Origin of the sequence: Azospirillum sp. TSH100 (assembly GCF_004923295.1) — a bacterium.
In the GTDB taxonomy this organism is placed as follows: Bacteria; Pseudomonadota; Alphaproteobacteria; order Azospirillales; family Azospirillaceae; genus Azospirillum.
The window spans coordinates 697,567-723,648 of the sequence record NZ_CP039635.1; the positions used below are offsets into that span (position 1 = coordinate 697,567).

At 68.2% G+C, this 26,082-nt stretch carries 24 protein-coding genes; 10 read left to right on the plus strand and 14 right to left on the minus strand.

What is annotated here, in order from left to right; translation table 11 throughout:
* Nucleotides 1-24: 24 nt before the first annotated feature.
* The gene (locus E6C72_RS15680) at nucleotides 25-495 is read left to right on the plus strand and encodes a GNAT family N-acetyltransferase (protein WP_109083801.1); all 471 of its coding nucleotides are present in this window, start codon (nucleotides 25-27) and stop codon (nucleotides 493-495) included.
* A 41-nt stretch (nucleotides 496-536) separates the two neighbouring features.
* On the opposite strand, the gene E6C72_RS15685 is transcribed toward E6C72_RS15680, so the two are convergent.
* Nucleotides 537-1,451, minus strand: a complete 915-nt coding sequence (locus tag E6C72_RS15685) for a LysR substrate-binding domain-containing protein (RefSeq protein ID WP_109083800.1) — start codon at nucleotides 1,449-1,451, stop codon at nucleotides 537-539.
* 112 nt (nucleotides 1,452-1,563) lie between these two features.
* Between E6C72_RS15685 and argH the strand changes: the two genes are divergently transcribed.
* The 7 genes from argH (at nucleotide 1,564) to speB (ending at nucleotide 9,028) form a co-directional block, all read left to right on the plus strand.
* Nucleotides 1,564-2,979 carry an argininosuccinate lyase gene (argH, locus tag E6C72_RS15690; RefSeq protein WP_109083799.1) on the plus strand — a complete coding sequence of 472 codons (1,416 nt, stop codon included), beginning with the start codon at nucleotides 1,564-1,566 and terminating at the stop codon, nucleotides 2,977-2,979.
* A gap of 72 nt (nucleotides 2,980-3,051) precedes the next feature.
* A complete protein-coding gene (locus E6C72_RS15695) occupies nucleotides 3,052-3,897 on the plus strand; it encodes an amino acid ABC transporter permease (protein WP_109083798.1) in 846 nt (281 codons plus the stop codon).
* 10 nt (nucleotides 3,898-3,907) lie between these two features.
* Nucleotides 3,908-4,675 (plus strand): amino acid ABC transporter ATP-binding protein, encoded by a 768-nt coding sequence (locus tag E6C72_RS15700; protein ID WP_109083797.1) that lies wholly within the window; start codon nucleotides 3,908-3,910, stop codon nucleotides 4,673-4,675.
* Between the two features lie 23 nt (nucleotides 4,676-4,698).
* On the plus strand, nucleotides 4,699-5,553 hold the full coding sequence (locus E6C72_RS15705; protein ID WP_109083796.1) for an ABC transporter substrate-binding protein: 855 nt from the start codon (nucleotides 4,699-4,701) through the stop codon (nucleotides 5,551-5,553).
* A 74-nt stretch (nucleotides 5,554-5,627) separates the two neighbouring features.
* Nucleotides 5,628-7,040, plus strand: coding sequence for an MmgE/PrpD family protein (locus E6C72_RS15710; RefSeq protein ID WP_109083795.1), 1,413 nt, complete (start codon nucleotides 5,628-5,630; stop codon nucleotides 7,038-7,040).
* 17 nt (nucleotides 7,041-7,057) lie between these two features.
* Nucleotides 7,058-7,921 carry a polysaccharide deacetylase gene (locus E6C72_RS15715; RefSeq protein ID WP_109083794.1) on the plus strand — a complete coding sequence of 288 codons (864 nt, stop codon included), beginning with the start codon at nucleotides 7,058-7,060 and terminating at the stop codon, nucleotides 7,919-7,921.
* 33 nt (nucleotides 7,922-7,954) lie between these two features.
* A complete protein-coding gene (gene speB, locus E6C72_RS15720) occupies nucleotides 7,955-9,028 on the plus strand; it encodes an agmatinase (RefSeq protein WP_109083793.1) in 1,074 nt (357 codons plus the stop codon).
* Nucleotides 9,029-9,086: 58 nt separating this feature from the next.
* Here the strand turns inward: speB and E6C72_RS15725 are convergent, their stop codons facing one another.
* The 6 genes from E6C72_RS15725 to E6C72_RS15750 all read right to left on the minus strand — a co-directional run bounded on the left by E6C72_RS15725 (nucleotide 9,087) and on the right by E6C72_RS15750 (nucleotide 15,471).
* Nucleotides 9,087-10,841 (minus strand): thiamine pyrophosphate-binding protein, encoded by a 1,755-nt coding sequence (locus E6C72_RS15725; RefSeq protein WP_109083792.1) that lies wholly within the window; start codon nucleotides 10,839-10,841, stop codon nucleotides 9,087-9,089.
* A gap of 49 nt (nucleotides 10,842-10,890) precedes the next feature.
* On the minus strand, nucleotides 10,891-12,156 hold the full coding sequence (locus E6C72_RS15730) for an FAD-binding oxidoreductase (protein ID WP_109083791.1): 1,266 nt from the start codon (nucleotides 12,154-12,156) through the stop codon (nucleotides 10,891-10,893).
* 181 nt (nucleotides 12,157-12,337) lie between these two features.
* Nucleotides 12,338-13,114, minus strand: a complete 777-nt coding sequence (locus tag E6C72_RS15735; RefSeq protein WP_109083790.1) for an amino acid ABC transporter ATP-binding protein — start codon at nucleotides 13,112-13,114, stop codon at nucleotides 12,338-12,340.
* A gap of 33 nt (nucleotides 13,115-13,147) precedes the next feature.
* Entirely contained in the window at nucleotides 13,148-13,807 is a 660-nt protein-coding gene (locus tag E6C72_RS15740) for an amino acid ABC transporter permease (protein WP_109083789.1), read from the minus strand.
* A gap of 48 nt (nucleotides 13,808-13,855) precedes the next feature.
* The gene (locus tag E6C72_RS15745) at nucleotides 13,856-14,539 is read right to left on the minus strand and encodes an aspartate/glutamate racemase family protein (RefSeq protein WP_109083788.1); all 684 of its coding nucleotides are present in this window, start codon (nucleotides 14,537-14,539) and stop codon (nucleotides 13,856-13,858) included.
* A 68-nt stretch (nucleotides 14,540-14,607) separates the two neighbouring features.
* Nucleotides 14,608-15,471, minus strand: coding sequence for a transporter substrate-binding domain-containing protein (locus tag E6C72_RS15750; protein ID WP_109083787.1), 864 nt, complete (start codon nucleotides 15,469-15,471; stop codon nucleotides 14,608-14,610).
* 215 nt (nucleotides 15,472-15,686) lie between these two features.
* On the opposite strand from E6C72_RS15750, the gene E6C72_RS15755 reads away from it, so the two are divergent.
* Entirely contained in the window at nucleotides 15,687-16,601 is a 915-nt protein-coding gene (locus tag E6C72_RS15755) for a LysR substrate-binding domain-containing protein (protein WP_109083786.1), read from the plus strand.
* Between the two features lie 690 nt (nucleotides 16,602-17,291).
* On the opposite strand, the gene E6C72_RS15760 is transcribed toward E6C72_RS15755, so the two are convergent.
* The 4 genes from E6C72_RS15760 to E6C72_RS15775 form a co-directional block, all read right to left on the minus strand.
* Entirely contained in the window at nucleotides 17,292-18,053 is a 762-nt protein-coding gene (locus E6C72_RS15760; RefSeq protein WP_109083785.1) for an ABC transporter permease, read from the minus strand.
* Complete coding sequence (locus E6C72_RS15765) at nucleotides 18,050-18,976, minus strand: ABC transporter ATP-binding protein (RefSeq protein ID WP_109083784.1); 927 nt, start codon at nucleotides 18,974-18,976, stop codon at nucleotides 18,050-18,052. Before E6C72_RS15765 ends, E6C72_RS15760 begins: the two co-directional genes overlap by 4 nt.
* 86 nt (nucleotides 18,977-19,062) lie before the next feature.
* Nucleotides 19,063-20,688, minus strand: coding sequence for a HAMP domain-containing sensor histidine kinase (locus E6C72_RS15770; protein WP_109083783.1), 1,626 nt, complete (start codon nucleotides 20,686-20,688; stop codon nucleotides 19,063-19,065).
* Nucleotides 20,685-21,377, minus strand: a complete 693-nt coding sequence (locus E6C72_RS15775; RefSeq protein ID WP_109083782.1) for a response regulator transcription factor — start codon at nucleotides 21,375-21,377, stop codon at nucleotides 20,685-20,687. Before E6C72_RS15775 ends, E6C72_RS15770 begins: the two co-directional genes overlap by 4 nt.
* 137 nt (nucleotides 21,378-21,514) lie before the next feature.
* Between E6C72_RS15775 and creD the strand changes: the two genes are divergently transcribed.
* Nucleotides 21,515-22,858, plus strand: a complete 1,344-nt coding sequence (creD, locus tag E6C72_RS15780) for a cell envelope integrity protein CreD (RefSeq protein WP_247875437.1) — start codon at nucleotides 21,515-21,517, stop codon at nucleotides 22,856-22,858.
* Between the two features lie 236 nt (nucleotides 22,859-23,094).
* Here creD and E6C72_RS15785 read toward each other — a convergent pair whose 3' ends face one another.
* The 3 genes from E6C72_RS15785 to E6C72_RS15795 are packed head-to-tail and all read right to left on the minus strand — an operon-like array spanning nucleotide 23,095 to nucleotide 26,074.
* Nucleotides 23,095-23,769: a cysteine hydrolase family protein gene (locus E6C72_RS15785; protein ID WP_169055210.1), complete on the minus strand. Its 675-nt coding sequence runs from the start codon at nucleotides 23,767-23,769 to the stop codon at nucleotides 23,095-23,097.
* Between the two features lie 29 nt (nucleotides 23,770-23,798).
* Nucleotides 23,799-25,394 (minus strand): ABC transporter ATP-binding protein, encoded by a 1,596-nt coding sequence (locus E6C72_RS15790; protein WP_136700778.1) that lies wholly within the window; start codon nucleotides 25,392-25,394, stop codon nucleotides 23,799-23,801.
* Nucleotides 25,391-26,074 (minus strand): cysteine hydrolase family protein, encoded by a 684-nt coding sequence (locus E6C72_RS15795; RefSeq protein WP_109443999.1) that lies wholly within the window; start codon nucleotides 26,072-26,074, stop codon nucleotides 25,391-25,393. Before E6C72_RS15795 ends, E6C72_RS15790 begins: the two co-directional genes overlap by 4 nt.
* Between the last annotated feature and the right edge of the window lie 8 nt (nucleotides 26,075-26,082).

Sequence of the window (26,082 nt, forward strand, 5' to 3'; positions counted from 1 at the left end):
GATCAATCCGCTTCAGGCATAACCATGACGATCCGGCCATTCGATCCCGCCGAGGCGGAGCAGCTCGCCCGGCTGTTCGAAGCGATGCAGACGCATTACGGCGTGCCCTGTCCGCCCCGTGCGGCGATTGTCGCCGATCTGCGCCAGTTGCCGCCGGGCAACCGGATCCTGGTTGCCGAGGCCGAGGGCGTCCTGGCCGGCTTCGCCGCCTTCACCGAGGTCTGGCCCGGACCGGGGTTGCGTAAAGGGCTGTTTCTGAAGGAACTCTACGTCGACGCCGCCCATCGCGGCAGAGGTCTCGGCAGCGGCCTCGTCACGGCGCTTGCCGCCCTCGCTTTGTCCGAAGGACATTCCCGTGTCGATTGGACGGCCGACCGCAGCAACCCGGCACTCCTCGCCTTCTACGACGCGACCGGTGCGCGGCGGGAGAGCGGTAAACTCTATTACCGTCTGACCGGAGAAGCGCTGGCCCGGTTCGCCGGATGGGAGTCCTGAGACGGTCCGCCGATCAGATGGCGCTCCCGGAATACCCCCGATCAGGCGTGACCGGCACCGGCCGCAGTCTCCCGTTCCGACCGCGCCGCCTCGGCGAGCGCCCAGTCGCAGAAGGACTTCAACACCCCTTCCCGCGGCCGCGTCGACGGCGTCGTCAGCCAGTAGCAATTGCGGCTGTCGAAACCGAGGCCGAGCGGGTTGACGAGTTCGCCCGACTGGAGCTCCCGCGCGATCAGCACGCGCGGGACAAGGGCGAGCCCCTGACCGCCGATCGCTCCGCGAATGACGAGCGCATAGTAGGACAGCGGGAACTGTTCCAGGCCGGCCGGAAGCTCGCGCCCATGGGCGGCGAAGAACTGCTCCCAGCCCAGCGGCGTCTGGGAATGGACCAGCAGGCGGTATCTGCCGATGTCGTCGAGACCGGCGATGCCGCCGCCGCGTTCCAGCGTCATCGGCGAACCGACCAGGGCGACATCGCGGCCGAGGAAATAGTCGGCGGTCCAACCGGGACAGTCGCCCTTGCCGAAGCGGAATACCACGTCGATCTCGGGATGGCTTTCGCGCGACGCGTAGGTGACGAACTGGACGTCGACGTCGGGATGCAGGTCGGTGAAGCCGATCAGCTTCTGCATGAACCAGCGGTCGCCCAGGATCGGCAGGACATGGAGGCGCAGGACCGGCCGGGTGTGGCGCAGCCGCGCCGTGCGGACCGCCGCGGTCTCCATCGCCCCGATCGCCACCCGCGCCTGTTCGGTGTAGATGATCCCGGCCTCGGTCGGCACCAGCCCATGCCGCTCGCGGTCGAAGAGCGTGAGGCCGACAAGCGTCTCCACCGACTTCAGCTGCTTGCTCACCGCGCTCTGCGTCATGTTGAGGGCAACCGCCGCCGCCGACACGGTGCCGTGCTGCGACAGAGCAGCGATGACGCGGAGCGCGGTGGTGGTGGGGAGATGCAAACCCGCCTCCTCGGATCAGTATTCCAATTTGGAATACCCTTGCGGAATTCAATTCATTTGTCCAGCCACGGCTTCCTGATGCTCACTGTGTGTGCAGAACGAGGAGTTGCACATGAACAGCGCAGGTGCCCTCTGGGGCGGACGGTTCAAGAAGGCACCGTCCAAGGCCCTGGTCGATCTTTCGCGGTCTCCCGCTGAATATTTCCGGCTCGCGCCCGAGGATTTGCGGTCGTCCGCCGCCCACGCCCGCGAGCTGGTCCGCGCCGGCATCCTCGACGCGCAGGAATGCGCCGCCATCGAACTGGCCCTTGCCGAGGTGGAACAGGATTTCCTTGCCGGCAAGCTGCTGCCGATCCCGGCGGACGAGGACGTCCACACCTTCCTCGAGCGCGTGCTGAAGGACCGCATCGGCGCGCTCGGCGGCAAGCTGCGCGCCGGCCGGTCGCGCAACGATCAGGCGGCCAACGACCTCAAGCTTCATCTCCGGACCAAAATCCGCAGCCTTGCCGCCGATGTCCTGGACCTCCAGAACGCGCTGGTCGCACAGGCGAAGGAGCATGTCGAAACCATCACCACCGGCTTCACCCATCTCCAGCCGGCGCAGCCGGTGACCTTCGCCCATCAGCTGCTCGCCCATGCGCAGGGCTTCGCCCGCGACGTCGACCGGATGATGGACTGGGACCGGCGTTCCGCCCTGTCGCCGCTCGGCGGCGCGGCACTCGCCGGCTCGGCCATCGCGCTCCATCCCGAACTCTCCGCGGTGGAACTCGGCTATGACGGCGCGTGCGAGAACTCGATCGACGCGATCGGCGCCCGCGACCATGTCGCGGAGTTCCTGTTCGTCACCGCCATGCTGGGGGTCAACCTCTCGCGGCTGGCGGAGGAGGTGTTCCTGTGGAACTCCAAGCAGTTCGCCTGGGTCGAGCTTGACGACGGCCATGCCACCGGCTCCTCGATCATGCCGCAGAAGAAGAACCCGGACATCGCGGAGCTGACGCGGGGCCGCTCGTCGCGCCTGATCGCCGTGCTGCAGGGCGTGCTGGTGGCGCTCAAGGGCATTCCCTTCGCCTACAACCGCGACCTTGCCGAGGACAAGTGGGCGGCCTTCGAGGCGATCGACACGCTGGAGCTGGTGCTGCCGGCGATGACCGGGATGATCGCCACCATGGCGGTGGACCGCGAGCGGCTGAAGGCGCAGGCGACGCTCGGGTTCTCGCTGGCGACCGAGGTCGCCGACTGGCTGGCCCGCCGCGGCGTGCCCTTCTCCGAGGCGCACGACATCACCGGCGCGCTCGTCCGCCATTGCGAAGCCAAGGGGTGCGATTTCAGCGACCTGAGCGCCGAAGACCTCGCCGCCGTCGATCCCCGGCTGGAGCCGGAAGTCCTGGCGCAACTGACCGCCGAAGCCGCCGTCGCCGCGCGCTCCGGCTACAACGGAACCGCGCCGTCCAGCGTGCGCCGCCAGATCGGGCGTCTGGAGACGGTGATCGGGCGCCAGCGCGGCTGGGCAGGACCCGGCGCCGGCTGACAGGCTGGGTTGCCCGCACCGGACCGGCGTGCCGGAAGACAAGACCACGGACGAAGGGGGCGGACTGACGCGATGAGCGAGGACATCTACCGAACAAGCCATCTGAAACTTCGTCCCCGCCGGCATTGGGGACGGATGGTCGCCGCCGGGATCGTGCTGCTGCTTCTTGCCGCGCTGGTCCGCGCCTTCGCCACCGGCAAGATCGAATGGTCGTATGTCGGCGAATTCCTGTTCGCCCCGGCGATCCTGGAAGGGCTGGTCAACACGATCCTGATGACCTTCTCGGCCATGCTGATCGGCATCGTCCTCGGCGTGGTCTTCGCGATCATGCGCATTTCCGAGAACCCGGTGCTGTCCTGGATCGCCACCGGCTATGTCTGGATCTTCCGCGGCGCGCCGGCCCTGTTGCAACTGCTGCTGTGGTTCAATCTGGCGCTGGTCTTCCCCAAGATCGGCATCCCCGGCCTGATGGAATGGCGGACCGTCGACGTGATGACGCCGTTCGTCGCCGCCATGCTGGCGCTCGGCATCCAACAGGGGGCCTACACGTCGGAGGTGGTCCGCGGCGGCCTGCTGTCGGTCGACAGCGGACAATACGAGGCGGCGCGCGCCATCGGCATGGGCCAGCTGATGATGCTGCGCCGGATCGTGCTGCCGCAGGCGATGCGGGTGATCCTGCCGCCGATCGGCAACGAGGTGATCGGCATGGTCAAGATCACGTCGCTGGCCAGCGTCATCCAGTATTCGGAAATCCTGCACAACGCGCAGATCATCTACTACGCCAACACGCGGGTCCTCGAACTCCTGCTGGTGGCCAGCTTCTGGTACCTCGCCGTCGTCTCAGTCCTGTCGGTCCTGCAGATGTATGTCGAGCGCCATTTCGCGCGTGGAACCAAACGCCCCAAGGCGACGGGCTGAGGAGGGGACGATGCCGGAAATCCTCGTCAAGGCGATCGACGTCACCAAGCGCTATTCGAGCTTCACCGCGCTCGACCGCGTCAATCTCGAAATCCGCAAGGGGGAGGTCTGCTGCATCATCGGGCCGTCGGGCTCGGGCAAGAGCACGTTCCTGCGCTGCATCAACATGCTGGAGCGCATCGACGGCGGCGCCATCTGGGTCGGCGGCGAACTGCTCGGCTACCGCCGGCAGGGCGATGAACTGCACGAGCTGCGCGACGCCGAGATCGCCCGCCAGCGCCGGCGCACCGGCATGGTGTTCCAGCGCTTCAATCTGTTCCCCCACCTGACCGCGCTGGAGAATGTGACCGAAGGCCCGATCCACGTGCTGAAGGAGGATCGCAAGGCGGCCGTCGCCCATGCCCGCGATCTCCTCGCCAGGGTCGGGCTGGCCGACAAGATGGGCCATTACCCGTCCGAACTGTCGGGCGGCCAGCAGCAGCGGGTGGCGATCGCCCGTGCCATGGGCATGCGCCCGGAACTGATCCTGTTCGACGAGCCGACCTCGGCCCTCGACCCGGAACTGGTTTCCGAAGTCCTCGACGTGATGAAGGATCTCGCCGAAAGCGGCATGACGATGGTGGTCGTGACCCATGAGATGGGGTTCGCCCGCGGCGTCGCCGATACCGTCGCCTTCATGGAATCAGGCCGGATCGAGGAAATCGGTCCGGCGGAGAAAGTCCTGTCCAATCCGGACAGCGCCCGCTGCGCGGCCTTCGTCCGCGCCGTCCACAAGTGAACGATCCCGTGCCCGGAGAAACCATGAAGACCCTGAAATCCGCTCTCCTCGTTGCCGTCGGTCTCGCCTGTGCGACGGCCACCGCCACTGCCGTCCCCGCCGCCGCCCAGGACGTTCCGGCGCGCATCAAGTCCGCCGGCAAGGTGATCGTCGCCAACCAGCCGAACTATCCGCCGATGGAATACAAGGATCCGGCGACCAACACGCTGAAGGGGCTGGACATCGACCTCAGCCTGGCGCTCGCCAAGCAGATCGGCGTCACCGTCGAATGGGCCGACATCGGCTTCGAGCAGATGATCTCGTCGCTGACCACCGGCCGCGTCGATCTCATCCATTCCGGGATGAGCGATCTGCCCAAGCGCCGCGACAGCCTGGATTTCGTCGACTACATGAAGTCCGGCGCCCAGTTCTACACCCTGGCCGACCGCAAGGACGAGTTCAAGGCGCCGACCGACTTCTGCGGCAAGAAGGTCGCCATGAGCCGCCGCACCTCGTTCCCCGACGAAACCGCCAAATGGTCGAAGGACAATTGCGAGGCTCAGGGCAAGCCGGCCGTCCAGGTGGTCGGGTCGGAGGGCTCGGCCGATGCCCGCGCGCAGCTGAAGCAGGGCCGGGTGGACGGTGCCGTCCAGGGTTCCGAGACGCTGCCCTACCTTCTCGGCCTGGAGAAGGACAGCTATGTGATCGTCGGCAAGCCCTTCACCTCGCTCTACCAGGGGATCGCCTTCCCGAAGACCGAACCGGGGCTGCGCGACGCCTATGTCGCCGCCTTGAAGACGCTGATGGAGTCGGGTGAATACAGGAAGATCTTCGACAGCTGGGGGCTGGCCGACGCGATGCTCGACACCGCGATGGTCAACAGCGAACCGGTGAAGTGATCGTCCGGGGACCGCGCCGGCCATCCGGCGCGGTCCCTCCCATCCCCATTCCGGGGACTTCCAGGACAAGCTCAATGACATCCCATCCGACCGCCGCCCCGCCGACCGCGGGAGCGGACGCACTGGCGCGCCTTGCCGCCTTCACAGCAGCCCTCCGTTTCGCGGATCTGCCTGCCGCCGTCGTGGACAAGGCACGGGTCCATATCCTCGACACGCTGGGGGCCGCCCTCGCCGGAACCCGCTCGCACGAATTCGCCCTGGTCGCCGGGATGCTCGGCTCAAGCTCCGGCGGCCCGGCCCGCCTGTGGGCGCTGGGCAGCGCCGCGAGCGCGCGCGACGCCGCGCTGGTCAACGGGGTCGCCGCCCACGTCTTTGAACTCGACGACACCGGCGGCTGCGACCATTCCGGCGCCGTCGTGGTGCCGGCGGTGATCGCCGCCGCCGAAGGCCGCCCGGTTCCGGGCGAGGAGCTTCTCGTCGCCGTCGTCGTTGGCTACGAGGTCGGCCGCCGCCTGCTGGAGGCTGCCGGCGGCTATGACCGGCACAACGGTGCCGGCTGGCATTCGACCGGGACCTGCGGCGCGGTCGCCGCCGCCGCCGCGGTCGCCCGCCTGTGGCGGCTGGATGCCGCCGCGACCGCGCACGCCATCACCATTGCCACCAGCTTCTCCTCCGGCCTGTGGGCCTTCATCCACGACGGCGCGCAGACCAAGAAGATCCATGCCGGCCGCGCTGCCGAAGGCGGCCTGCTGGCCGCCGAACTCGCCCGCGCCGGGATGACCGGCCCGTCACGGGTCTTCGACGACGTCTGGGGCGGCTTCTTCCGCAGCTTCGGCCATGCTGACGGCGATCCCGCCCGTTTCACCGAGGATCTGGGACAGGTCCACCGGATCATGCGGGTGTCGCTGAAGCCCTATGCCGCCTGCCGCGGCACCCATTCGGCGATCGACGCCATCGGCGACCTGCTCGCCGAGACCGGCCGGCCGGGGACGGAGATCGAGCGGATTGACGTGCGGGCCAGCCAATTCCTCATCGGCATGTGCGGCCGGCCGGACATCGAGCCGCTCGCGGCGGCACAGATGAGCCTGCCGCTCGCCATCGCGCTCCGCGCCGTCCATGGCGAGGCCGGCCTGTCGAGCTATGCCGGGCCGAAGCGCCGCGATCCCCGCGTCCGCGACCTGCTGGCACGGATCGTCGTCGAAGCCGATCCGGCGATGGCGGCACTCGACGAACCGGTTGTGGACCTGCGCTTTTCCGACGGAACCAGGGTTGAACGGATGGTGCCACGGGCCACCGGCTCGCCCGAGCGGCCGATGACGTCGGCGGCGGTGCAGGCCAAGTTCGCCGAACTGGCCGGCATGGCATTGCCGGCGGAGTCCGTCGCCGCGCTGGCCGGCCTCGTCGCGGCCCTTCCAACGCTGGAGGACGTCGCCCCCCTGTGCGCCCTGCTCGCCGCCGGGCGTCCCACCGCAGAGCCATTCCGCTGATCAGCCGGGAGCCAGCCATGACCGACTTTCCCCCGATCGCCTTCAACCGGGCACCGCCCGCTCCGCATTACCCCTGGCCGAACGGAGCCAAAAGCGCGCTCTTCGTCGGTTTCGACGTGGATGGCGAGACCGCCTGGATCGGCAACCGGCCGGAGAATGCCGACCGTCTGGTCACCGTCTCGCATGGCGGCTGGGACGGCCGCGTCGGCATCGCCCGCATCCTGGATCTGCTCGAAGAGGTGAAGGTCAAGGCGACCTTCTTCATTCCCGGCTGGACCGCACTCGCCCACCGGCCCCAATGCGAGGCCATCGTGGCCGCCGGCCACGAGATCGGTCACCACGGCTATCTTCATCGCCGGCCGGAACGCTCCGCCTTCGATGCCGCCCGCGAGGAGATCGACCGCGGGTTCGAGGCGCTGGACCGCGCCCTGGGCGTCCGGCCGGTCGGCTATCGCGCCCCGTCCGGCGAGAATTTCCCGGAGCTTCTCGCCTATCTGGCGGACAGCGGCATCGTCTATTCCAGCTCCTTCCGCGACGACGTCCGGCCCTATCGCCATCTCCTGCACGACGACCGGCCCGGCCCCATCGAGATCCCGGTCAATTACGCCTTCGACGACTGGAATTTCGGCATGACCAGCCGGGTCGACCCGCGCCCGATCTTCGGCCGCGACGCGGTCCTGAGCCTGTGGATCGACGAGTTCGAGGCGACGCACGCCTGGGGCGGCTGCACCACCATGGTACTCCACCCGCAGGTGTCCGGGCGGCCGATGCGCTGGCACCTGTTGCGTGACTTCCTGCGTCATGTGCTGGCCAAGGACGATGTCTGGATCGCCACCGGTGCGGAGATCGCCGCCCATTACCGTGCCTGCGAAGCGGCCTGAGCGCCGTCGTCGCCGCCTGAAAGGAGAGCCTCGATGACGCCCGAGAAGCTTGGCGCCCTGCGTGCCCGTTACGCCGATGCCGGCGGCGCCGACATCGACGACCCCGATTTCCGCAAGGTGGCGGGGCTGCAATTCTCCGATGGCGAGCGCCGGAAATGGCCGTTCTCCGACCCGGCGACCCTGCTGGACGCACCGTTCCGGCCGGACGCGCCGGCGGCGGGCTTTGCAGACCTCGACGTCGCGCTGGTCGGCGTGCCGATGGACCTGGGTGTCACCAATCGCGCCGGCGCCCGGCTGGGCCCGCGTGCGGTGCGGGCGGTCGAGCGCATCGGCCCCTTCGAGCATGTGCTGCGGGTCACGCCGATGGCCGACCTGCGCGTCGCCGACGTCGGCGACGTGCCGTTCCGCTCCCGCTTCGATCTGGCGCTCTGCCATGCCGACATGGAGGAGTATTTCGGCCGGCTCGTCGCCTCCGGCGTGACGCCGCTGTCGGTCGGCGGCGATCATTCGATCACGCGGGCGATCCTGGCCGCCGTCGGCCGTGACCGCCCGGTCGGGATGGTCCATATCGACGCCCATTGCGACACCGGCGGCGTCTATGAGGGGTCCAAGTTCCACCATGGCGGACCCTTCCGTCAGGCCGTGCTGGAAGGCACCCTGGATCCGGAGCGCTGCATCCAGATCGGCATCCGGGGCGGCGCCGAATATCTCTGGGAGTTCTCGAAGATCGCCGGCATGACCGTGATCCATGCGGAGGAGGTCGCGGAGATGGGGCTCGCCGCGGTGATCGCGAAGGCCCGCGCGGTGGTCGGCGACGGGCCGACCTACGTCACCTTCGACGTCGACGGGCTGGATCCCGCCTATGCGCCCGGCACCGGCACCCCCGAAGTGGGCGGGCTTCAGCCGCGTGAGGTAATGGCGATCCTGCGCGGGCTCGCCGGCATCGACATCGTCGGCGGCGACGTGGTGGAGGTGGCGCCCCAGTATGACGCCACGACGAACACCGCCCAGATCGGCGCACAGGTCCTGTTCGAGCTTCTCTGTCTCGTCGCGCTGAGGAGCACCGATCCGCGCCGCCGATCCGGCATCGGCGCCAGTGAAGAGTGAGCTGGTACCGGTGCTGACCGTGCCACGGGGCAGCGCCGGTACAGGACATCACGAATGGTCAGGCGTAGCGGACCTCCTCGCTTTCGACGGCGAGCGGATCCCGGCCGCGCTTGGACAGCCAGGAATAGACCGGCGGCACCCGGTCGGCGATGGATTCGACATGGATGTCGATCAGGCAGGGGCCGCTGTCATAGGCGAAGGCTTCCGCCAGCGCCTTGTCCAGGTCAGCCGACGTCCGGGCCGTCCACGCCTTGACCCCGAAGGCTTCGGCGATGGCCTGCCCTTGCGGCGGCATGAAATCCACGCTGAAGCACTGGTTGTGGCCGCGCAGCCGGTGAAGCCCCTTGATCCAGCCGAAGGTGCCGTTGTTGAACAGGAGAAGGATGGCCGGCACCTGCAGCCTGACCAGCGTTTCCAGCTCGCCCACCGCCATGCCGAAGGAACCGTCGCCAAACAGGCCGATGGGACGACGCTCCTTGTCGGCGAACCAGGCACCGACGGTGGCCGGCAGGGCGGAGCCGAGGCCGCCGAAGGCGCGCGGAATCGCGAAGCGGGTGCGTCGGTCCTTCAGTTTCAGGAAGCGGGTCATGTAAGGGGTCGGCGTTCCGGCGTCGGAATAGATGTGGGCCGGTTTGCCATGGGCCTCCAGCGCCTCGTTGAAGCAGCGCACCACCCGCTCCGGCCGCAAGGGAAGGGCGTCCGAATTCAGCAGCGGTTCGGCGTTGCGCCAGAACTCCGCGCGCAGCCCGTTCAGTTCATCGATCCAGGGCTGGGTCTTGCCGTGATCGCGGCCGGCCGGGGCAAGGTCGATCAGCTGTGCCAGCGTCAGCTTGGCGTCGCCCGGCACCGACAGGACATTCTCGTAATTGTTCGCCATGATCTCCGGATCGATGTCGATCTGGGCGACGCGCTTGTTCAGCGTGATCTTCGGGAAGGTCCAGCCGATGGTCACCACCGATCCCATCTTCGAGCCGACGAACAGCACGAAGTCGGCATGCTCCAGCGCCCAGTTGGCATGAGGATGGAAGCCGTTGTCGCCGATCACCCCAACCGCCAGACGATGATCGTCCGGCATGGTGCCCTGTCCGGTCATGGTGGTGCAGACCGGAATGTTCAGCCGCTCGGCCAGCGCCGTCACCTCCGGCCCGGCACAGGACCGGTTCACCCCGCCACCCGACACGATCAGCGGCCGCTCGCTGGTGGAAAGCAGCGTCATCAGCCGGTGCAGCGCGTCCGGCGTCGGCAGGGTCGGGAAGGCCGGGAAGCTGGCGCACTCCTCTTCGACATGGAGGGAGACACGGGCCGGATCGACTTCGGCGCGGAGCATGTCCTCCGGGATTTGCAGATGGACGGCGCCCGGCTTGCCGGAACAAGCGACGCGGAAGGCGCGCCGCAGGATTTCCGGCAGCTTCTCGGCCGATTTCACCTGCACCGACATCTTGGTGACCGGCTCGAACAGGCGGGCGCAGTCAAGTTCGGTCAGGACGCCGCGTCCCTCCCCCGGCAGGGGAATGTCGATGGTCAGCAGGATCACCGGCACGGACGAGGCGTTGGATTCCGCGACAGGCGGCAGGGAATACATGGCGCCGGCGCCCGACGGGCATTCGAACACCGCCGGCTTGCTGGTGAAGCGCCCATAGGCATCGGCCATGTATCCGGCGGACCGCTCGTCCCGCGCCATGACATGGCGGATCCGCCCTTCGCGCTCTTGAAGCGCCTCGTAGAACGGCACGTTGGTGTCGCCCGGAACGCCGAACACGACGTCGACTCCATAGGCGATCAGCATCTCCACCAGGATATCCGCGCCACGCATCGATCTTCTCCTTGGAAGCGAAATCTATCTTGAGGGGTGGGGTCGGGACCTAGACCCGGCCGAAGGCGAAGCGGCCGGCCGCGAAGGGCGTCACGTCGCGGAGCGGACTGGCGCCGGCAACCAGATCGGCGACGATGCGGCCGGTGATCGGCCCGCTGGCGAAGCCGACATGACCATGGCCGAAGGCATGGACGATGTCGGAAGAACGCGACGCCGGGCCGATCACCGGCAGGCCGTCCGGCGTCGAGGGGCGATGTCCCATCCAGCGGTCGCGCACCGCCTCCGACCCGCCCGGCAGTCCCGGATAGGTCTTCCTGGCATGGTCGACCAGGATGTCGGCCCGCCTCCAGTTGGGCGGGGCGTCGATGGACGCCAGTTCGACCTGCCCCGACAGACGCAATCCATCGGCGGTCGGCGTGTTCGCCATCCGGCCGTCGCTGGGCATCACCGGATGGAGAGGGCCGGCCGACCCGTCCTCCATGACGGCATGATAGCCGCGCTCGGCCTCCAGCGGGACGGGGTCGCCGGCCGCAACGGCCAGCGCCTTGGATCGGATGCCCGACGCGATCACCGCCCGATCGCAGGGAATGGGGCCGCCATCGGTCTCCACCGCCGCCAGCCGGCTGCCGTCGAAGGCGAAACCGGTGGCACGGGCAGGCACCAGCCGGGCGCCCAACGCCACCGCATGCGCGACGATCGCCGACACGTAGCGGCCCGGATCACGGCAATACGCGCCCTCCTCCACCAGCACTCCGAAGCGGTAGACGTCGGACAGGCCGGGTTCACGGGCTTCCAACCCCGCACGGTCGAGTTCGCGCCATGTCAGGCCGGTCATGCGGCGCAGCCGCCAGGACAGCGCTTCCGCCTCGAACGCCGGCCGGTCGGGATAGGCGTAAAGCAGCCCGTCCTGCCGGATCAGTTCGCCGCACCCCACCTCGCTGGACAGCGCCTGATGCCGGCCGGGGCTGTCGGCCAGGATCGAAGCCAGCGCCGCGGCCGTCCGTTCGACCCGGCCGACGGTGGCGCCCGCCATCATGAAGCGGAACAGCCAGGGGGCCAGCCGCGGCAGATGACCCCAGCGGATGACCAGCGGCCCCTGCGGATCGAACAGATATCCGGGCACCTGCCGCCACAGGCCGGGCATCGACATCGGCACCACCGAGGCCGGACTGATCCAGCAACCGTGACCATAGCTGGCCGATTGCCGCCCGCCGGGGGTGGCCGGTTCGAGGATCGTCACCCGATGACCATCACGGACGAGTTCCAGCGCGCAACTGGCGCCGACGATCCCCGCCCCTGAGACAACTACGTGCATTGCCGCCCTTTCGCGCCTCTCCCGAGGCAGGTCTTGACAGTTCAATGGTGCGCGCGACCAGCCGTCTGGAATGGCCGCCGGGCATGGGACATCCTTCACCGCCGCCCGTGGACGGGCCGGAGCCGGATGGTCGCGATGAAGAGAAAGCGGGCCGCTCAGCCCGCCGGGGGGTGAACCGCCGTCAGGACGGTCCCAACCCGTTGTGGAAATGGCTGAGGAACGCCCGGGTCGCCGGCTGGGACGGGGTCTCGATCACCTGCCGGGCGGGGCCTTCCTCGACGACGCAGCCGTCGCGCATGAACACCACGCGGTCGGCGACATCGCGGGCGAAGGCCATCTCGTGCGTCACCAGCAGCATGGTCATGCCCTCCGCGGCGAGCGAGCGGATGACGGCCAGCACCTCGCCCACCAGTTCAGGGTCGAGCGCGGAGGTCGCCTCGTCGAACAGCATCACCTCCGGCTTCATCGCCAAGGCGCGGGCGATGGCGACCCGCTGCCGTTGCCCGCCCGACAGCGTGTCGGGACGGGCCGTGGCCTTGTCGGCCAGCCCGACCTTGGCGAGCAGTCCATGGGCGAGGGTCCGCGCGTCGGCCTTGGGCATGCGCAGGACCTTCACCGGGCCTGCCATCACATTCTCCTCAACGCTCATGTGCGGGAAGAGGTTGAAGGTCTGGAAGACCATCCCGGTCCTGGCACGGAAAGCCGACAGTTCGCGGTCGCCCGGCAGCCGGTGCCCACGGGTGAAATCCAGGGCCTGTTCTCCGACCCGGATGAACCCCTGATCCGGCACCGTCAGCAGGTTGACGCTGCGCAGCAGGGTGGATTTCCCCGATCCGCTCGGCCCGATCAGCGCCACGACGCTGCCCCTGGCGACGCTGAGCGTGATGTCCTTCAGCACCTCGACCTTGCCGAAGGATTTGCGAACCCCCACAAGCTCGATCATCTTCTGGGCGGACATATCGTCTTTACTCCCGCAACAGGTGGCGTGCCGTCAGTGGCTCATCCGCGCTTCCAGCCGGTGGGCGAAGCGGGTCAGCGGGAATAGGATGATGAAATAGATGACGGCGATCATGGTGTAGGTCTCCAACGGCCGGTAGCTCGCCGACGTGATCAGCTGCCCCTGATAGAGCAGGTCCGGCACCGCCAGAACCGACAGCAGCGAGGTGTTCTTCAGCTGGAGCACCGTCTGGTTGACCAGTGGCGGCACCATGCGCCGGAAGGCTTGCGGCAGGATCACTCCGCCCATCAGCTGGTGCCGGCGCATGCCCAGCGCCCGGCCGGCATCCCATTGCCCCATGTCGACGGAGATGATGCCGCCCCGGATGATCTCGCCGAAGAACGAGGCGCCGTAGAGCGTCAGCGTGATGAAGGCGGCGACCGACGGGCTCAGTTCGATGCCGGTCAGGATCGGCAGCGCATAATAGACCCAGACCAGCTGTACGAGAACGGGGGTGCAGCGGAAGATCTCGATGATGCCGGTCACCACCGCCGTGGCGATGCGCATGTTCGACAGCCGGGCCAGCGCGATCATGCATCCCACCACCAGTCCGGACACCGCCGTGCCGATGGTGAAGCCGAGCGTATAAAGGACGCCGACCCCGATCAGACCCTTGTATTGCAGCAGGAAACCGAAATCCCATTGATACTGCATCTATCGATCCCGTGTGTGAGGGCCGGCCGGACTTCCGCCGCTCCGAAGTCAGCCCGCCGGGACCCCGGCATGCAGCCAGCGGCCGAGCGTCAGGACGTCGAAGACCGGAAGCCCGAAGCGGGCGGCAATCCCGGCCGAGAAAGGCGGCAGGTTGGTGCATTCCAGCAGGATGGCGCCGATGGCAGGCTCCCGACGCACCAGCTCCTCCACCACCGCCATCAGTTCCGCCTCCAGGCGCGGCCGGTCGTAAGGTTCATTCTTCTCGATCAGCCGATGAAAGGCGCCACCCCGGGGCAGGCCGGCGACGGGCGGCAGGCCCGACGTCTCCGTCAAGCCGGCCTCGCGGAAATGGGCGGGCGTCAGCGAGCCGGCGTCATAGGTGACGACACCGATCTTCCGGCCGGCCGGCAGCATGGCGGCGATCTGCGGCAGTTGCAGCAGGCTCGACGTGGCCAGCGGCCGCGACAGCCGGGCTGCGAGCTGGCGTTGGCGCAGCACCAGAAAGCCGCAGGAGGTCAGAAGCGCTCCCGCTCCCTGGCGGATCAGCTCCTCGCCCGCCGCGACGAAGGCATCCATCAGCCCGCCCTCGCGTCCATCGACCACATCGCGCGGCAACGCCCCGGAGACCGTCCGATAGAGAACGGGAAAGGGCCAGCTGCCGGCATTGCCGACATCGCCGACCGGCCGCTCGAAAGCGGTGTCGAGCATGATGATGCCAAGCGGTCGGGCCATTCCCGATCTCCTTCCCACTCTCCTCGCCGAAAGCCGCCCACAGGCCGGCCGGAAGGCCGCAGCCGCCGTCAGAACTGGAGTTCGGGCGGAATGTCTTCCTTGCGCACCCCGACCAGTTCGAGACTGGACGTGATCCAGTCGGTGACCACGCCGGAGGAGCGGTTGTATTCCAGCCAATTGTCCACGAAGGTGCGGAAACGCGCGCTGTCCTCGGCCCGCACGCCGGCGCAGGTCGGCTGGCGGATGGCCGGACCGGGGATGACGATCTTCCCGACATTCGGGTTCTTCTTGACCGTCACCAGCGACAGCATGGCGACCTGGATGACCAGATCGGCGCGGCCGGTCTGGACGGCCAGCGTGGCCTCGTCCGGGGTCTTCAGGGCGACCAGCGTCGCCTTCGGCAGAACGCGGCGGGCGAACAGGTCATGGGTGGAGCCGATGTCCACCGCGACGCGGATGTCCGGCTTGTTCAGCTCTTCCCACGTCTTCGGTTCCAGCCCCTTCTTGGTGATGATGGTGAAGGTGTTCTGCATGATCGGCCGCGTGAACTCCACCACCAGCGCCCGCGACGGCGTGGGGCTGAGGCCGAACATGATGTCGATCTTGTTGGCCTGCAGGTCGAGGACGGCGTTGCCCCAGGTGGTCTCGCTGATCTCCAGCTCCGCCTCCAGCGACTTGGCCAGATCGCGCGCCATGCTCATGCAGAAGCCGGACCATTCGCCGGTGGCGATGTCCTTGTGGTAGTAGGGTTCGGTCCCGACAATGCCGGCGACGCGCAGCTTCTTCGTGCTGCGAACCCGGTCGAAGGTGGATCCGGCGGCCGGCTGCTGGGCCAGGGCCGGCGTGGAAAGCGCCAGTGCGCCCGCACCCACTGTGGCCGTTCCGGCGGCGGCAATACCGACAAGTCCGGCGAACTCCCGTCTGCTGACCATCTCGATCCCCTGTCCGTTCAATATTGCCGGAATCCATTCAACCTGAGGCGGCTGCCGGGCAGCGGATTGTCTTTCTCTCCGCAGTCCTGGCCATCTCCCATCGGTCGGTACGTTCCGTTGATGGGACTATTTGATGACGCAGAACGCCCGCCGGAAAAAACATTGAAAAATCCGTCTATCATGACTTTTATTCATGCTCTGGCAGGCGGGCGACCATGCGGCGATATCTTCCCTCCCTTTCGGCACTGCACGCTTTCGAAGCGGCGGCCCGGTTCATGAACTTTACCAAGGCGGCCGAGGATCTTGGCCTGACCCAGAGCGGGATCAGCCGGCAGATACGGAATCTCGAGGATTTTCTGGGCGTTACCCTATTTCACCGATCCGGCCCCCGCCTGGTTCTGACGGAGGTCGGCGCCACCTATTACCGCGATCTGGCACTGGCGCTCGACAAGCTCCAGGAAATCTCGATCGACGCCGTCCGTGGGCGCAGCATAGAGTCCTCGTTGATGATAGGAACCCACCATACGCTTGCCTCGCGCTGGCTTCCGGCGAGGCTGGGGTCCTTCATCGCCGCCCACCCCGACATACCGATCGAGGTCTCGCCGGCGCTGCCGACCACGGATTTCGACACGACGAGGTTCGACATCACCATCCTGCGCGGTGCCGGCACCTGGCTGCACACACGAGCCATCGAGCTGTTCGATGAAAAGCTGGCGGTTGTCGCCTCACCCACCCTGATCGCGGCGGGTGAAAGGCTGGATCCGCTGGATTTCGCCAAATTCCCGATGCTTCAGAACGCCGGCCGTCCCAGCCTGTGGCTGCACTGGCTGCGCGTGGCCGGGCTGGACTACAGCGGACGGATCCAAGGAAACCGCTTCGCCCACAACGACATGCTGATCAACGCAGCCGTCCACGGCATCGGCATTGCCGTAATCCCGGTTTGCTACATCGAGCGGGAATTGGCGCGGGGCGAGTTGCACACGCCCTTTGGTGAGCCCATCCGCTCCGGCGACTCCTATTATGCGGTTTATCCGGAGCGCAAAGCCCACCAGCCCAACGTTATTCTGTTCCGCGATTGGCTGATCCGTCAAACCCGCAGATATGAACCGATCGTCAATGCGGATGAGTGAGCGCCCCTCGGTCCAGCTCATCTGGTCCCGAGGTGCGGTGCAGGAATACTTGGAAGAGTCCTGAACTGATCCTTCCGCGTTTTCGGTGCAGCGTGAAGCAATTATGGGCAGCAGTGAGCACATGGAAGGAACGGTATCCCTTTTCTGAGTGTTCTGGTTTTCTTATCGGAATCGCTGCTATCCCTGCTCCCGCCCGGCCTCGCCGTTGATCACGTCACGGCCGCCGCCGACCGCGTTGTTGTGACCATGCGCGCTCGTGCCTCTATGGCGGCCTGCCCGGTGCATCGGCGTCCGTCATGCCGCCGCGTCGTCGCTAACGCCCCCACTGCCTTCAATACCGGCGGCCGGGTTGCCGATAGCGGATCGTAACGGTGTTCGACAGGTCCGGTTCGACGAGGTGATCGCGTTGCACGGCCAGGGCTGGCCGATGAAGCGGATCGCCCGGACGCCCGGCATCAATCGCAGGATGGTTTGCACGCGGGCGACGGCGGGCGAATTTTCACTCTGGTCTCGTCTCGAACCTCGCCGCCGGGATCGGCAACACCGCCGGCCAGGGCGCCCTCGTCCGCCAGCGCGGATCACCGGGTTTGAGCCTTCATTCCTCCCCGACTTCGGCCCACGGCCTCGGCCCCGAGCTGTTCGTCCGCCAGGGCCTTCTCTTTGCCTGCTTCAGGCGAAGCCGGTGGCCGGTCAGTTCTTCAGCTTGTAGCCCGTGCGGAAAATCCACCACACGACGGCAAGGCAGATCGCCAGCAACAGGGCGGTCATGCCGAGGCTCAAGGCGACGGGCATGTCGGCGGCGCCGTAGAAGCTCCAGCGGAAGCCGCTGACCAGATAGACGACCGGATTGAACAGGGTGACCGTTTGCCAGAACGGCGGCAGCATGTTGATCGAATAGAAGCTCCCGCCCAGGAAGGCGAGCGGTGTCACGATCAGCATCGGCACGATCTGAAGCTTTTCCCAGCCGTCGGCCCAGATGCCCAGAATGAAGCCGAGCAGGCTGAAGGTCACCGACGTCAGCACGAGGAAGGCGACCATCCAGACCGGGTGGGCGATGGAAAAATCCACGAACAGCCGCGCCGTCAGCAGGATCAGCGTTCCAAGGATGATGGACTTGGTCGCCGCCGCGCCGACATAGCCGATCACCGTCTCGAAGGCGGAGACGGGGGCCGACAGCAGCTCGTAGATCGTGCCGGAATAGCGTGGCATGTAGATGCCGAAGGACGCGTTCGACACGCTTTCCGTCAGCACCGACATCATGACGAGGCCGGGGACGAGGAACGCGCCGTAGCTGACGCCTTCGATGGATGCGAAACGCCCGCCGATCGCCGCCCCGAAGACGACGAAGTACAGCGAGGTGGAGATCACCGGGCCGGCGATGCTCTGCGCCAGCGTCCGCCAGGTGCGGGCCAGCTCGAAGAGATAGATGGCCTTGATCGCATGAAGGTTCATGCCCGCTCCCTCACCAGATTGACGAAGATCTCCTCCAGGGAGCTCTCTTCGGTGCGCAGGTTCGTGTAGGTGATGCCGTGGTCGCCCAGCTTGCGGAGAAGCCCGGCGATGCCGGTGCGCTCCTGCTGCGTGTCGAAGCTGTAGACCAGTTCCCGCCCGCCCTCCGACAGGGTCAGGGGATAGCCGGCGAGTTCGGCCGGGATGGCGGTCAAGGGCGCCTGCAATTGCAGGGTCAGCTGCCGCTTCCCCAGCTTCTGCATCAGCGCGGCCTTTTCCTCCACCAGGACGATCCGGCCGCCGGAGATCACGCCGATGCTGTCGGCCATCTCCTCCGCCTCCTCGATATAATGGGTGGTCAGGATGATGGTGACGCCGCTGTCGCGCAGGCGCCCGATCATCTCCCACATGCCGCGGCGAAGCTCCACGTCCACGCCGGCCGTCGGCTCGTCCAGGAACAGGATGCGCGGCTCGTGCGACAGCGCCTTCGCGATCAGCACGCGCCGCTTCATGCCGCCGGACAGCGCCATGACCTTGGTGTCCTTCTTCTCCCACAGGGACAGATCCTTCAGGATCCGTTCGATCACCGCGGGGTTGGGCGGCTTGCCGAACAGGCCCCGGCTGAAGCTGACGGTCGCCCAGACGCTTTCGAACGATTCGGTCGTCAGTTCCTGGGGGACCAGACCGATCAGCGACCGCGCGGCGCGCCAGTCGCGGCGGATGTCGTGGCCGTCCACCGTCACGCTGCCCGCTGTCGCCCGGACGATGCCGCAGACGATGCTGATCAGCGTCGTCTTGCCGGCACCGTTCGGACCGAGCAGCGCCAGGATCTCGCCGCGGCGGATGTCGAGATCGACTCCTTTCAGGGCCTGGAAGCCGGATGCGTAGGTCTTTTCCAACCCACGAATCTCAATGATAGGCTGCATATCTTTCCTCGGCTTGGGGCCAACTCCCGGATGCGGACGCCACCAGGGCCGGGCCACCATAGCGCTGTGCGGCGCCCGGCGGAATTTTACCTGAGTGATAGGACCCGGCGCAGCGCGACCTCGAACAGGGCGCCGCGTTCGGACGGCAGCAGGGCGATGCTGCCGCCATGGGCCTCCACCAGCCCCCGCGCGATGGTGAGGCCGAGACCGGTGCCGCTGCGGTCGCGCGCGGTGGTGAAGAAAGGGACGAAGACCCGGTCGGCATTCGCCGGCGAGATGCCCGGCCCGTCGTCGGCAATCCGCAGGATCGCCCGCTCGCCCTCGGCCCGCAGGGTGACGGTCACCCGCGCGTCCGCGCCGGCATGGTGCCTCGCATTTTCGATCAGGTTCGCCAGGACGCTTTCCAGGGAGTCCCGCCCCATGGCGACCGGCAGCGAGGCCGGCAGCGACACGTCCGCGCCATGACGCTCGGCCAGACGGGCGGCGACCGGCACGGCGTCGGTCACCGCATCCTCGGTCACGGTCATCACGTCGGCGCGGGCCAGTTCCAGCAGGCGGCGGACGAGGCGGGACAGCCGTCCGGCCTCGGCGTCCATGTTGGCGAGGAAGCGGTCCCGTTCCTCGGGAGGCATGCTGTCCATGTGGTCGCGCAGCAGCTCGACGGTGCCGCGGATGGTCGTCAGCGGAGTCTTGAACTCGTGCGAGACATGGGCGGCGAAGTCGCGGATATAGTCGGCCCGCTCCTCCAGCGTCCTCGCCATGCGGGTCAGCGCGTCGGACAGTTCGGCGACCTCGCGCACCACCGGGCGCGGCAGCGGGACCATCACGCCCCGTTCGCCGTCCGCCGTGCGCTTCGCCAGCCCGGTGACCGCCCGGAGCGGGCGGGCGATGGCGACCGTCCCCAGCCGCGCCAGCACCCCCACCGACGCCAGCAGCAGCACCGCCAGCCCGGCGAGGTGCCAGCGCTTGCCGTAGAGGGTGTCGGCGATGCTGCGCGGCGTGCGCGACACCACCACCACGCCGACGACACGCCCGTCGTCGAGCACGGGCTGGGCGGTGAAGACCCGCACCGACCGGCTGCGGTCCGGCACGGCCGGGCTGTCCGAACCGGACCGGTAGCTTATCCGGTCGTGACTTGTGCGTTCGCGCAGGACGCTGGCGGCCTCGCCGGCCAGGGCACGGCGGACCTCGTCCTGCCGCGCCAGGGACAGGCCCATCTCCTCGCCGGTGCTGGCGACGACCACTCCCTGGCGGTCGGTGACCCTCATGCCGGCCAGGGTGATGCGCTGCGCCTCGCGCAGGATCGGGCCGAGCGTCGATCCGGCAATGGCGGCGGATGGGTCGCTCGCCATCGCCGGGACCGGATCGGGGGCGGGGGGAAGGATCGGATCCTCGGCTAGGTCGAGGCTGGCGAAGCGAGGCGTCCAGGGCGGGTCGAAGCCGGGCGGGCGGGTCCAGGCCGGATCCACCGGGGGGCCGAGATCCTCCGCCTTGCCGCCGGCCCGGCGCCAGGCGTCGCGGTAGAAGGCGGCGACCACCCCGGCCTGGGCGATCAGTTCGGATTCGGTCTGGCGGATCAGGGCGCTCTCGTAGAGGCGGAGGATCCACAGGCCGCTCAGCGGCAGGACCAGCGCCGCCACCGTCATCACCAGCAGCACGGTTCCGATGGACGGCCGCCGTCCGGACGGCGACCTCCCGGATGGCGATGTCATCGGCAGTCCGACAGCTTGTAGCCCAGCCCATGCACGGTCTCGACCGGAGCGCCGCCGACCGCCTGGAATTTGGCCCGGACCCGGCGGATGTGGCTGTCCACCGTGCGGTCGGCGACATAGCGTTCGGTGGCATAGGCGCCGTCCATCAGGGCGTCGCGGCTGAACACCTTGCCCGGCCGGTCGGCGAGCGTGCGCAGCAGGCCGAACTCGGTGGCGGTCAGCACCACCTCGGTCTCGTCCCAGAAGGCGCGCACGCCCTCCAGGTCCAGGCGCAGGCGGTTGTGGCGGAGGATTGGTGCCGGCCCCTCGGGAGCCGGCGGCTCCGGCGGGACCGTCCGCCGCAGCACCGCCTTGACCCGCGCCGTCAGCTCGCGCGGCGAGAAGGGCTTGGTGACGTAATCGTCGCCCCCCAGTTCGAGGCCGAGAATCCGGTCGATCTCATCGTCGCGCGACGACAGGAAGATGATGGGGACCCGGCTCTCCCGGCGCAGCCGGCGGCAGACCTCGGAGCCGTCCATCTCCGGCATGCCGATGTCGAGCAGGATCAGGTCGGGGGAGTCCGCCTGGGCCAGCGCCAGCCCCCGGACGCCGTCCCCGGCCTCGACCACGGCGAAGCCCTCCCGGTTCAGGGCGAAGCGGACGATGTCGCGGATGTGGGGATCGTCGTCGATCAGCAGGATCTTGGTCATGACAGCGCAACCCTACCCGATAATCTGCACAAGTTCTGCACGGAGATTCCTTCCCGGCTGCACAACCGCGTCATCGCCGCGGCATGCCGGGCCGCCACGCTGGGGGCCTGTTTGCCATCGCCCCGTGGAGTGTCCGAATGACCGTGCCGTCTGATCCCCCACCCAGCATTCCGCCCGCGCGCCGCAACCGCCGGTCCGCGAAGTTCCTGCAGATCGTCCTGCTTCTGGCGGCGACCCTCATCGCCGGCCTGCCGGTCTCCGGGATCATCGGCGAACGCTCCGACCGGCAGGCCGAGATGCAGGAGGAACTGGCGCGGAGCTGGAGTCCCGAACAGACTGTGCGGACGCCGGTGCTGGCGGTTCCCTATCTCGCCGCCGACGGCAAGACCCGCGGTTACCTGAAGATCGCGCCCGCGACCCTGGCGACGCAGGCGGCCCTGGTGCCGGAGCGCAAGAGGCGCGGCCTGTTCTCCGCGACCGTCTACACCGCGGCGCTGGAGATGACCGGCAGCTTCGCGGTCCCGTCCGCGTCCAGCCTCGAAAAGCTGGTCGGGCGCAGCGGTTCCATCTCCTGGCAGGACAGCGTCTTCCTGCTCCAGGCGTCGGGGCTGGCCGGCATGACCGCCGAGGACCGCGTGGTCTGGAACGGGGAGGCCATCCCCTGGCGCGGCTGCCAGGAACTGGTCGCCCGCGCCGAAGACTGCCGGGGTGCCGCGCTGGCCGCCCGCCCGACCATGGCGGCGGCCCCCGCCACCAGCGTGGAGATGAAGTTCCAGGCGACGGTGACGCTGCGCGGCACCGGGGCCTTCCACCAGACCCTCGACAGCCGGCAGGCCACGGCGGTGATCAAGGCGCCGTGGCCGACGCCGAGCTTCGTCGGCACCGTGCTGCCGTCGGACCCGACCGTGACCGCCGACGCCTTCGAGGCACGGTGGACCGTCTCGGACTATTCCAGGCCGCCGCTCCGCTCCGACGCGACGCTGTTGGATTCCGCCGAAGCCCAATATCTCCCCTCGGTCGGCGTCGAACTGCTGGAGGCGGTTCCCACCTACCGCATGATCAACCGCGCCTCGAAATACGCCAGCCTCTTCGTCGTGCTGTCTTTCACGGTCTATGCGCTGTTCGAGCTTCTCTCCAGCGTGCGCATCCACATCCTCCAGTATGGCCTGCTCGGACTGTCGATGACGCTGTTCTCCCTTCTGCTGGTGTCCTTCGCCGAACCGTTCGGCTATGTCGCCGGCTACTGGATCAGCGCGGCGCTCGTCCTGGTCCAGGCAACGGCCTACACCGCGGCGGTCACCCGGCGCACCGGTCCGACCCTGGTCTTCGCGACGGCGCTGGCGAGCCTGTTCGCCTTCCTCCACCTGCTCATCGGGCTGGAGAACTATTCCCTGCTGGTGGGGACGGTCGCCCTGTTCCTGGTCCTGTCGGCGGTCATGGCCGTCACCCAGCGCGTGGACTGGCAGGGAGAGGAACCGTGAGGGCTTTTGCCTGGTGTGCCGGCCGCCGGCTCTGTCGCAAAGTTTGCCGGCACGCGGCGGAAGGGCTGGACCCTGCGTGCTCGCCGAGGCCGTCCGGTTCATCAGCCGGCAGCTCGAACTCCAGGACGCATCGCGTCGGTGCTGAGGCCCGTAATCATCATCTCGCGCCTGCCGGCAAACTTTGCGACAGAACCCTCAAACGGGCTTTCAGCCCTCACTTCCCAGGCAATGGCCGGTCATGAGGACATCTCCCCAAGCGCCGCCACGACCGCCGCGCTGGGGGCGGTCCAGCCGACGATGCCGCCCTGGGCACGGATCATCGCCAGGGTCGCCGCCTTGAAGGCCGGAAAATAGCTGTCCGTGGCGTCTTCGACCAGCAGGCAGTCAAAGCCGCGGTCGTTGGCCTCGCGCATGGTGGTCTGCACGCAGACTTCGGTGGTGACGCCGGCGAAGACGAGATGGCTGGTGCCGAGTTCGGCCAGCACGCCGGCCAGCGGCGTGGCGTAGAAGGCGCCCTTGCCGGGCTTCTCGATCACGATCTCGCCCGCCAGCGGGGCGAGTTCGGGGATGATGTCGCTGCCGGGTTCGCCCGCGATCAGGATGCGGCCCATCGGTCCCGGATCGCCGATGCGCAGCGGCCCGCCGCCGCGGTTGAGCTTGGAGGGCGGGCAGTCGGACAGGTCCGGCCGATGGACCTCCTTGGTGTGGATGACCGGCAGTCCGCGGGCGCGGAAGGCGTCGAGCAGCGCACGGGTCGGCGCAATCGACGGGCGCAGCTGCGTCACGTCGTTGCCCAGGGCCTCGCCGAAGCCGCCGGGCTCCAGGAAATCGCGCTGCATGTCGATGACGATCAGCGCCGTCCGCGCCACGGGAAAGGTGAAGGGGTAGGGCAGGGCGGGGATCGTCAGCATGGCGGCAGCTCCGTCCATCGGGTTTTCAGTCAATGGCCGGCCATGCAGCGCCCGATGACCGTCAGGTCGGCGGCGGCCGGGGTGGTCTCGTGGACGATGGCGCCGTGCGACATCACCACCAGCCGGTCGGACAGTTCCAGCAGCTCGTCGAGATCCTCGCTGACCAGCAGCACCGCGGTGCCGCGGTTGCGGGCCTCGACGATCTGGGCGTGGATGTCGGCGACGGCGGCGAAATCCAGGCCGAACACCGGGTTGGCGGCGATCAGCACATCGACCTCGCGCGACAGTTCGCGGGCCAGCACGGCGCGCTGGACATTGCCGCCGGACAGGGTGGCGATCGGCGCGTCCGGCCCGGTGGTCTTCACCCGGTAGCGGGCGATCAGGTCGAGCGCCGCGCGGCGCATCGCCGCCGGATCCAGCCACCAGTTGCCCAGCCAGCCCCCCAGCCAGTTGCCGCCACGGGTGATCGGCGGTTCGTCGAAGCTGCGGAAGGCCATGTTCTCCGCCACGCTCATGCCGGGCACGCAGGCATTGCGCAGCGGCTCCTCCGGCAGGCAATGGACCTTGTGGCGCCGCATCTCCTCCCGCGTCGCCCGATAGGGCTCGCCGCCGACCTGCACGCTGCCGGCGGTGGCGGCGCGCTGGCCGGCCAGCACCTGCACCAGTTCGACCTGCCCGTTGCCGGACACCCCGGCGACCCCGACGATCTCGCCCATGCGCACGGTCAGGTCGACGCCATGCAGCGCCGGCAGGCCGCTGTCGTCGTCGGCGCGCAGGCCGGCAATGCGCAGCCGCGCCGCCGTTCCGGGTGGGCCGCGGCGTTCGACCGGCACCGCCGTGCTGCTGTCGCCGATCATCAGCCGGGCGAGGCTGTCGGGTGTGTGGTCGGCGACCGCCCCCGATCCGGCGAGCCGGCCGCGCCGCAGCACGGTCACGTCGTCGGCGAAGGCCATCACCTCGCGGAATTTGTGGGTGATGATCAGCACGCTGAGCCGCCCGGCCAGCGCCATGCCGCGGATCAGCCCCAGCGTCTCGTCGGCCTCGTCCGGGGTCAGGACCGAGGTCGGCTCGTCCAGGATGAGCACGCGGGCGTCGAGGTAGAGCTGCTTGACGATCTCCGCCTTCTGCTTGTCGCCGGCGGCGAGCGTGGCGACCGGCGCGTCGACGTCGATGGTGAAGGGCATGGTGTCGAGGAAGGCGGCCAGCCGCCGCCGCTCCGCCCGCCAGTCGATCACGGCGGGGACGCTGGCCCGCGCCATCACCAGATTCTCCAGCACCGTCATGCGCGGCACCAGGGTGAAATGCTGGTAGACCATCCCCAACCCATGAATCTGGGCGGCGCGCGGATCGCCGATCACCACCTCGCGATCGCCGACCACCACCGCGCCCTCGTCCGGCCGGTGGAAACCCATGATGCACTTCACCAGCGTGCTCTTGCCGGCGCCGTTTTCGCCAAGCAGGGCGTGCACGGTGCCGGGGCGCAGCTTCAGCGACACGCTGTCGAGCGCGGTGAAGGCGCCGAAACGCTTGGTGATGGCCACCGCCTCCAGCCCCGGCGCTGGCGGGCCGTCGGCGGGGCCAAGGGGCACGGTTGGTGGCGGGACGATCCGCGACATCACGTTCATGGCAGCGCCTCGATGAAGCCGCGGGAGTTGGCGACGGCGCCGAAGACGCCGCCCTGCATCGTCACCATCTTGACCGCCGCCGCATGGTTGCCGGGATCGGTGGCGCCGCAGCAATCGGCCAGCAGCAGGCACTCGAACCCGCGGTCGTTCGCCTCGCGCATCGTCGTGTGGACGCAGACGTCGGTGGTGATGCCGGTCAGCACCAGATTGCGGATGCCGCGCGTGGTCAGGATCAGCTCCAGGTCGGTGGCGCAGAAGCTGCCCTTGCCCGGCTTGTCGATCACCGGCTCGCCGGTCAGCGGCGCCAGCTCGGGAATGATCTCCCAGCCCGGTTCGCCGCGCACCAGGATGCGGCCGCAGGGGCCGGGGTCGCCGATGCCGGCGCCGATCCGCCGCGACCGCCAGCGCTTGTTGGCCGGCAGGTCGGACAGGTCGGGCCGGTGCCCCTCGCGGGTGTGCAGGATGTGGTAGCCGCCGGCCCGCATCGCCGCCAGCACCGCCCGGATCGGCTCGATCGGCGCACGGGTCAGGCTCAGATCGTAGCCCATGCTGTCGACATAGCCGCCGGTGCCGCAGAAGTCCGTCTGCATGTCGATGACGATCAGCGCGGTGTTGGCCGGCGTCAGGTCGCCGTTGTAGGGCCAGGGATAGGGTTCGGCCGGCACGAAACGCTCGGTCATGGCGGATC

Coding starts and splice junctions, on each gene's coding strand:
- E6C72_RS15795 (WP_109443999.1), bottom strand. CDS start 26,074: ATGACCGAGCGTTTCGTGCCGGCCGAACCCTATCCCTGGCCCTACAAC.
- E6C72_RS15725 (WP_109083792.1), bottom strand. CDS start 10,841: ATGCGTGGCGCGGATATCCTGGTGGAGATGCTGATCGCCTATGGAGTC.
- E6C72_RS15785 (WP_169055210.1), bottom strand. CDS start 23,769: ATGCTGACGATCCCCGCCCTGCCCTACCCCTTCACCTTTCCCGTGGCG.
- E6C72_RS15700 (WP_109083797.1), top strand. CDS start 3,908: ATGCCGGAAATCCTCGTCAAGGCGATCGACGTCACCAAGCGCTATTCG.
- E6C72_RS15735 (WP_109083790.1), bottom strand. CDS start 13,114: ATGTCCGCCCAGAAGATGATCGAGCTTGTGGGGGTTCGCAAATCCTTC.
- E6C72_RS15710 (WP_109083795.1), top strand. CDS start 5,628: ATGACATCCCATCCGACCGCCGCCCCGCCGACCGCGGGAGCGGACGCA.
- E6C72_RS15770 (WP_109083783.1), bottom strand. CDS start 20,688: ATGACATCGCCATCCGGGAGGTCGCCGTCCGGACGGCGGCCGTCCATC.
- E6C72_RS15740 (WP_109083789.1), bottom strand. CDS start 13,807: ATGCAGTATCAATGGGATTTCGGTTTCCTGCTGCAATACAAGGGTCTG.
- E6C72_RS15790 (WP_136700778.1), bottom strand. CDS start 25,394: ATGAACGTGATGTCGCGGATCGTCCCGCCACCAACCGTGCCCCTTGGC.
- E6C72_RS15750 (WP_109083787.1), bottom strand. CDS start 15,471: ATGGTCAGCAGACGGGAGTTCGCCGGACTTGTCGGTATTGCCGCCGCC.
- E6C72_RS15680 (WP_109083801.1), top strand. CDS start 25: ATGACGATCCGGCCATTCGATCCCGCCGAGGCGGAGCAGCTCGCCCGG.
- E6C72_RS15755 (WP_109083786.1), top strand. CDS start 15,687: ATGCGGCGATATCTTCCCTCCCTTTCGGCACTGCACGCTTTCGAAGCG.
- E6C72_RS15715 (WP_109083794.1), top strand. CDS start 7,058: ATGACCGACTTTCCCCCGATCGCCTTCAACCGGGCACCGCCCGCTCCG.
- E6C72_RS15760 (WP_109083785.1), bottom strand. CDS start 18,053: ATGAACCTTCATGCGATCAAGGCCATCTATCTCTTCGAGCTGGCCCGC.
- argH (WP_109083799.1), top strand. CDS start 1,564: ATGAACAGCGCAGGTGCCCTCTGGGGCGGACGGTTCAAGAAGGCACCG.
- E6C72_RS15695 (WP_109083798.1), top strand. CDS start 3,052: ATGAGCGAGGACATCTACCGAACAAGCCATCTGAAACTTCGTCCCCGC.
- E6C72_RS15775 (WP_109083782.1), bottom strand. CDS start 21,377: ATGACCAAGATCCTGCTGATCGACGACGATCCCCACATCCGCGACATC.
- E6C72_RS15745 (WP_109083788.1), bottom strand. CDS start 14,539: ATGGCCCGACCGCTTGGCATCATCATGCTCGACACCGCTTTCGAGCGG.
- speB (WP_109083793.1), top strand. CDS start 7,955: ATGACGCCCGAGAAGCTTGGCGCCCTGCGTGCCCGTTACGCCGATGCC.
- E6C72_RS15730 (WP_109083791.1), bottom strand. CDS start 12,156: ATGCACGTAGTTGTCTCAGGGGCGGGGATCGTCGGCGCCAGTTGCGCG.
- E6C72_RS15705 (WP_109083796.1), top strand. CDS start 4,699: ATGAAGACCCTGAAATCCGCTCTCCTCGTTGCCGTCGGTCTCGCCTGT.
- creD (WP_247875437.1), top strand. CDS start 21,515: ATGACCGTGCCGTCTGATCCCCCACCCAGCATTCCGCCCGCGCGCCGC.
- E6C72_RS15765 (WP_109083784.1), bottom strand. CDS start 18,976: ATGCAGCCTATCATTGAGATTCGTGGGTTGGAAAAGACCTACGCATCC.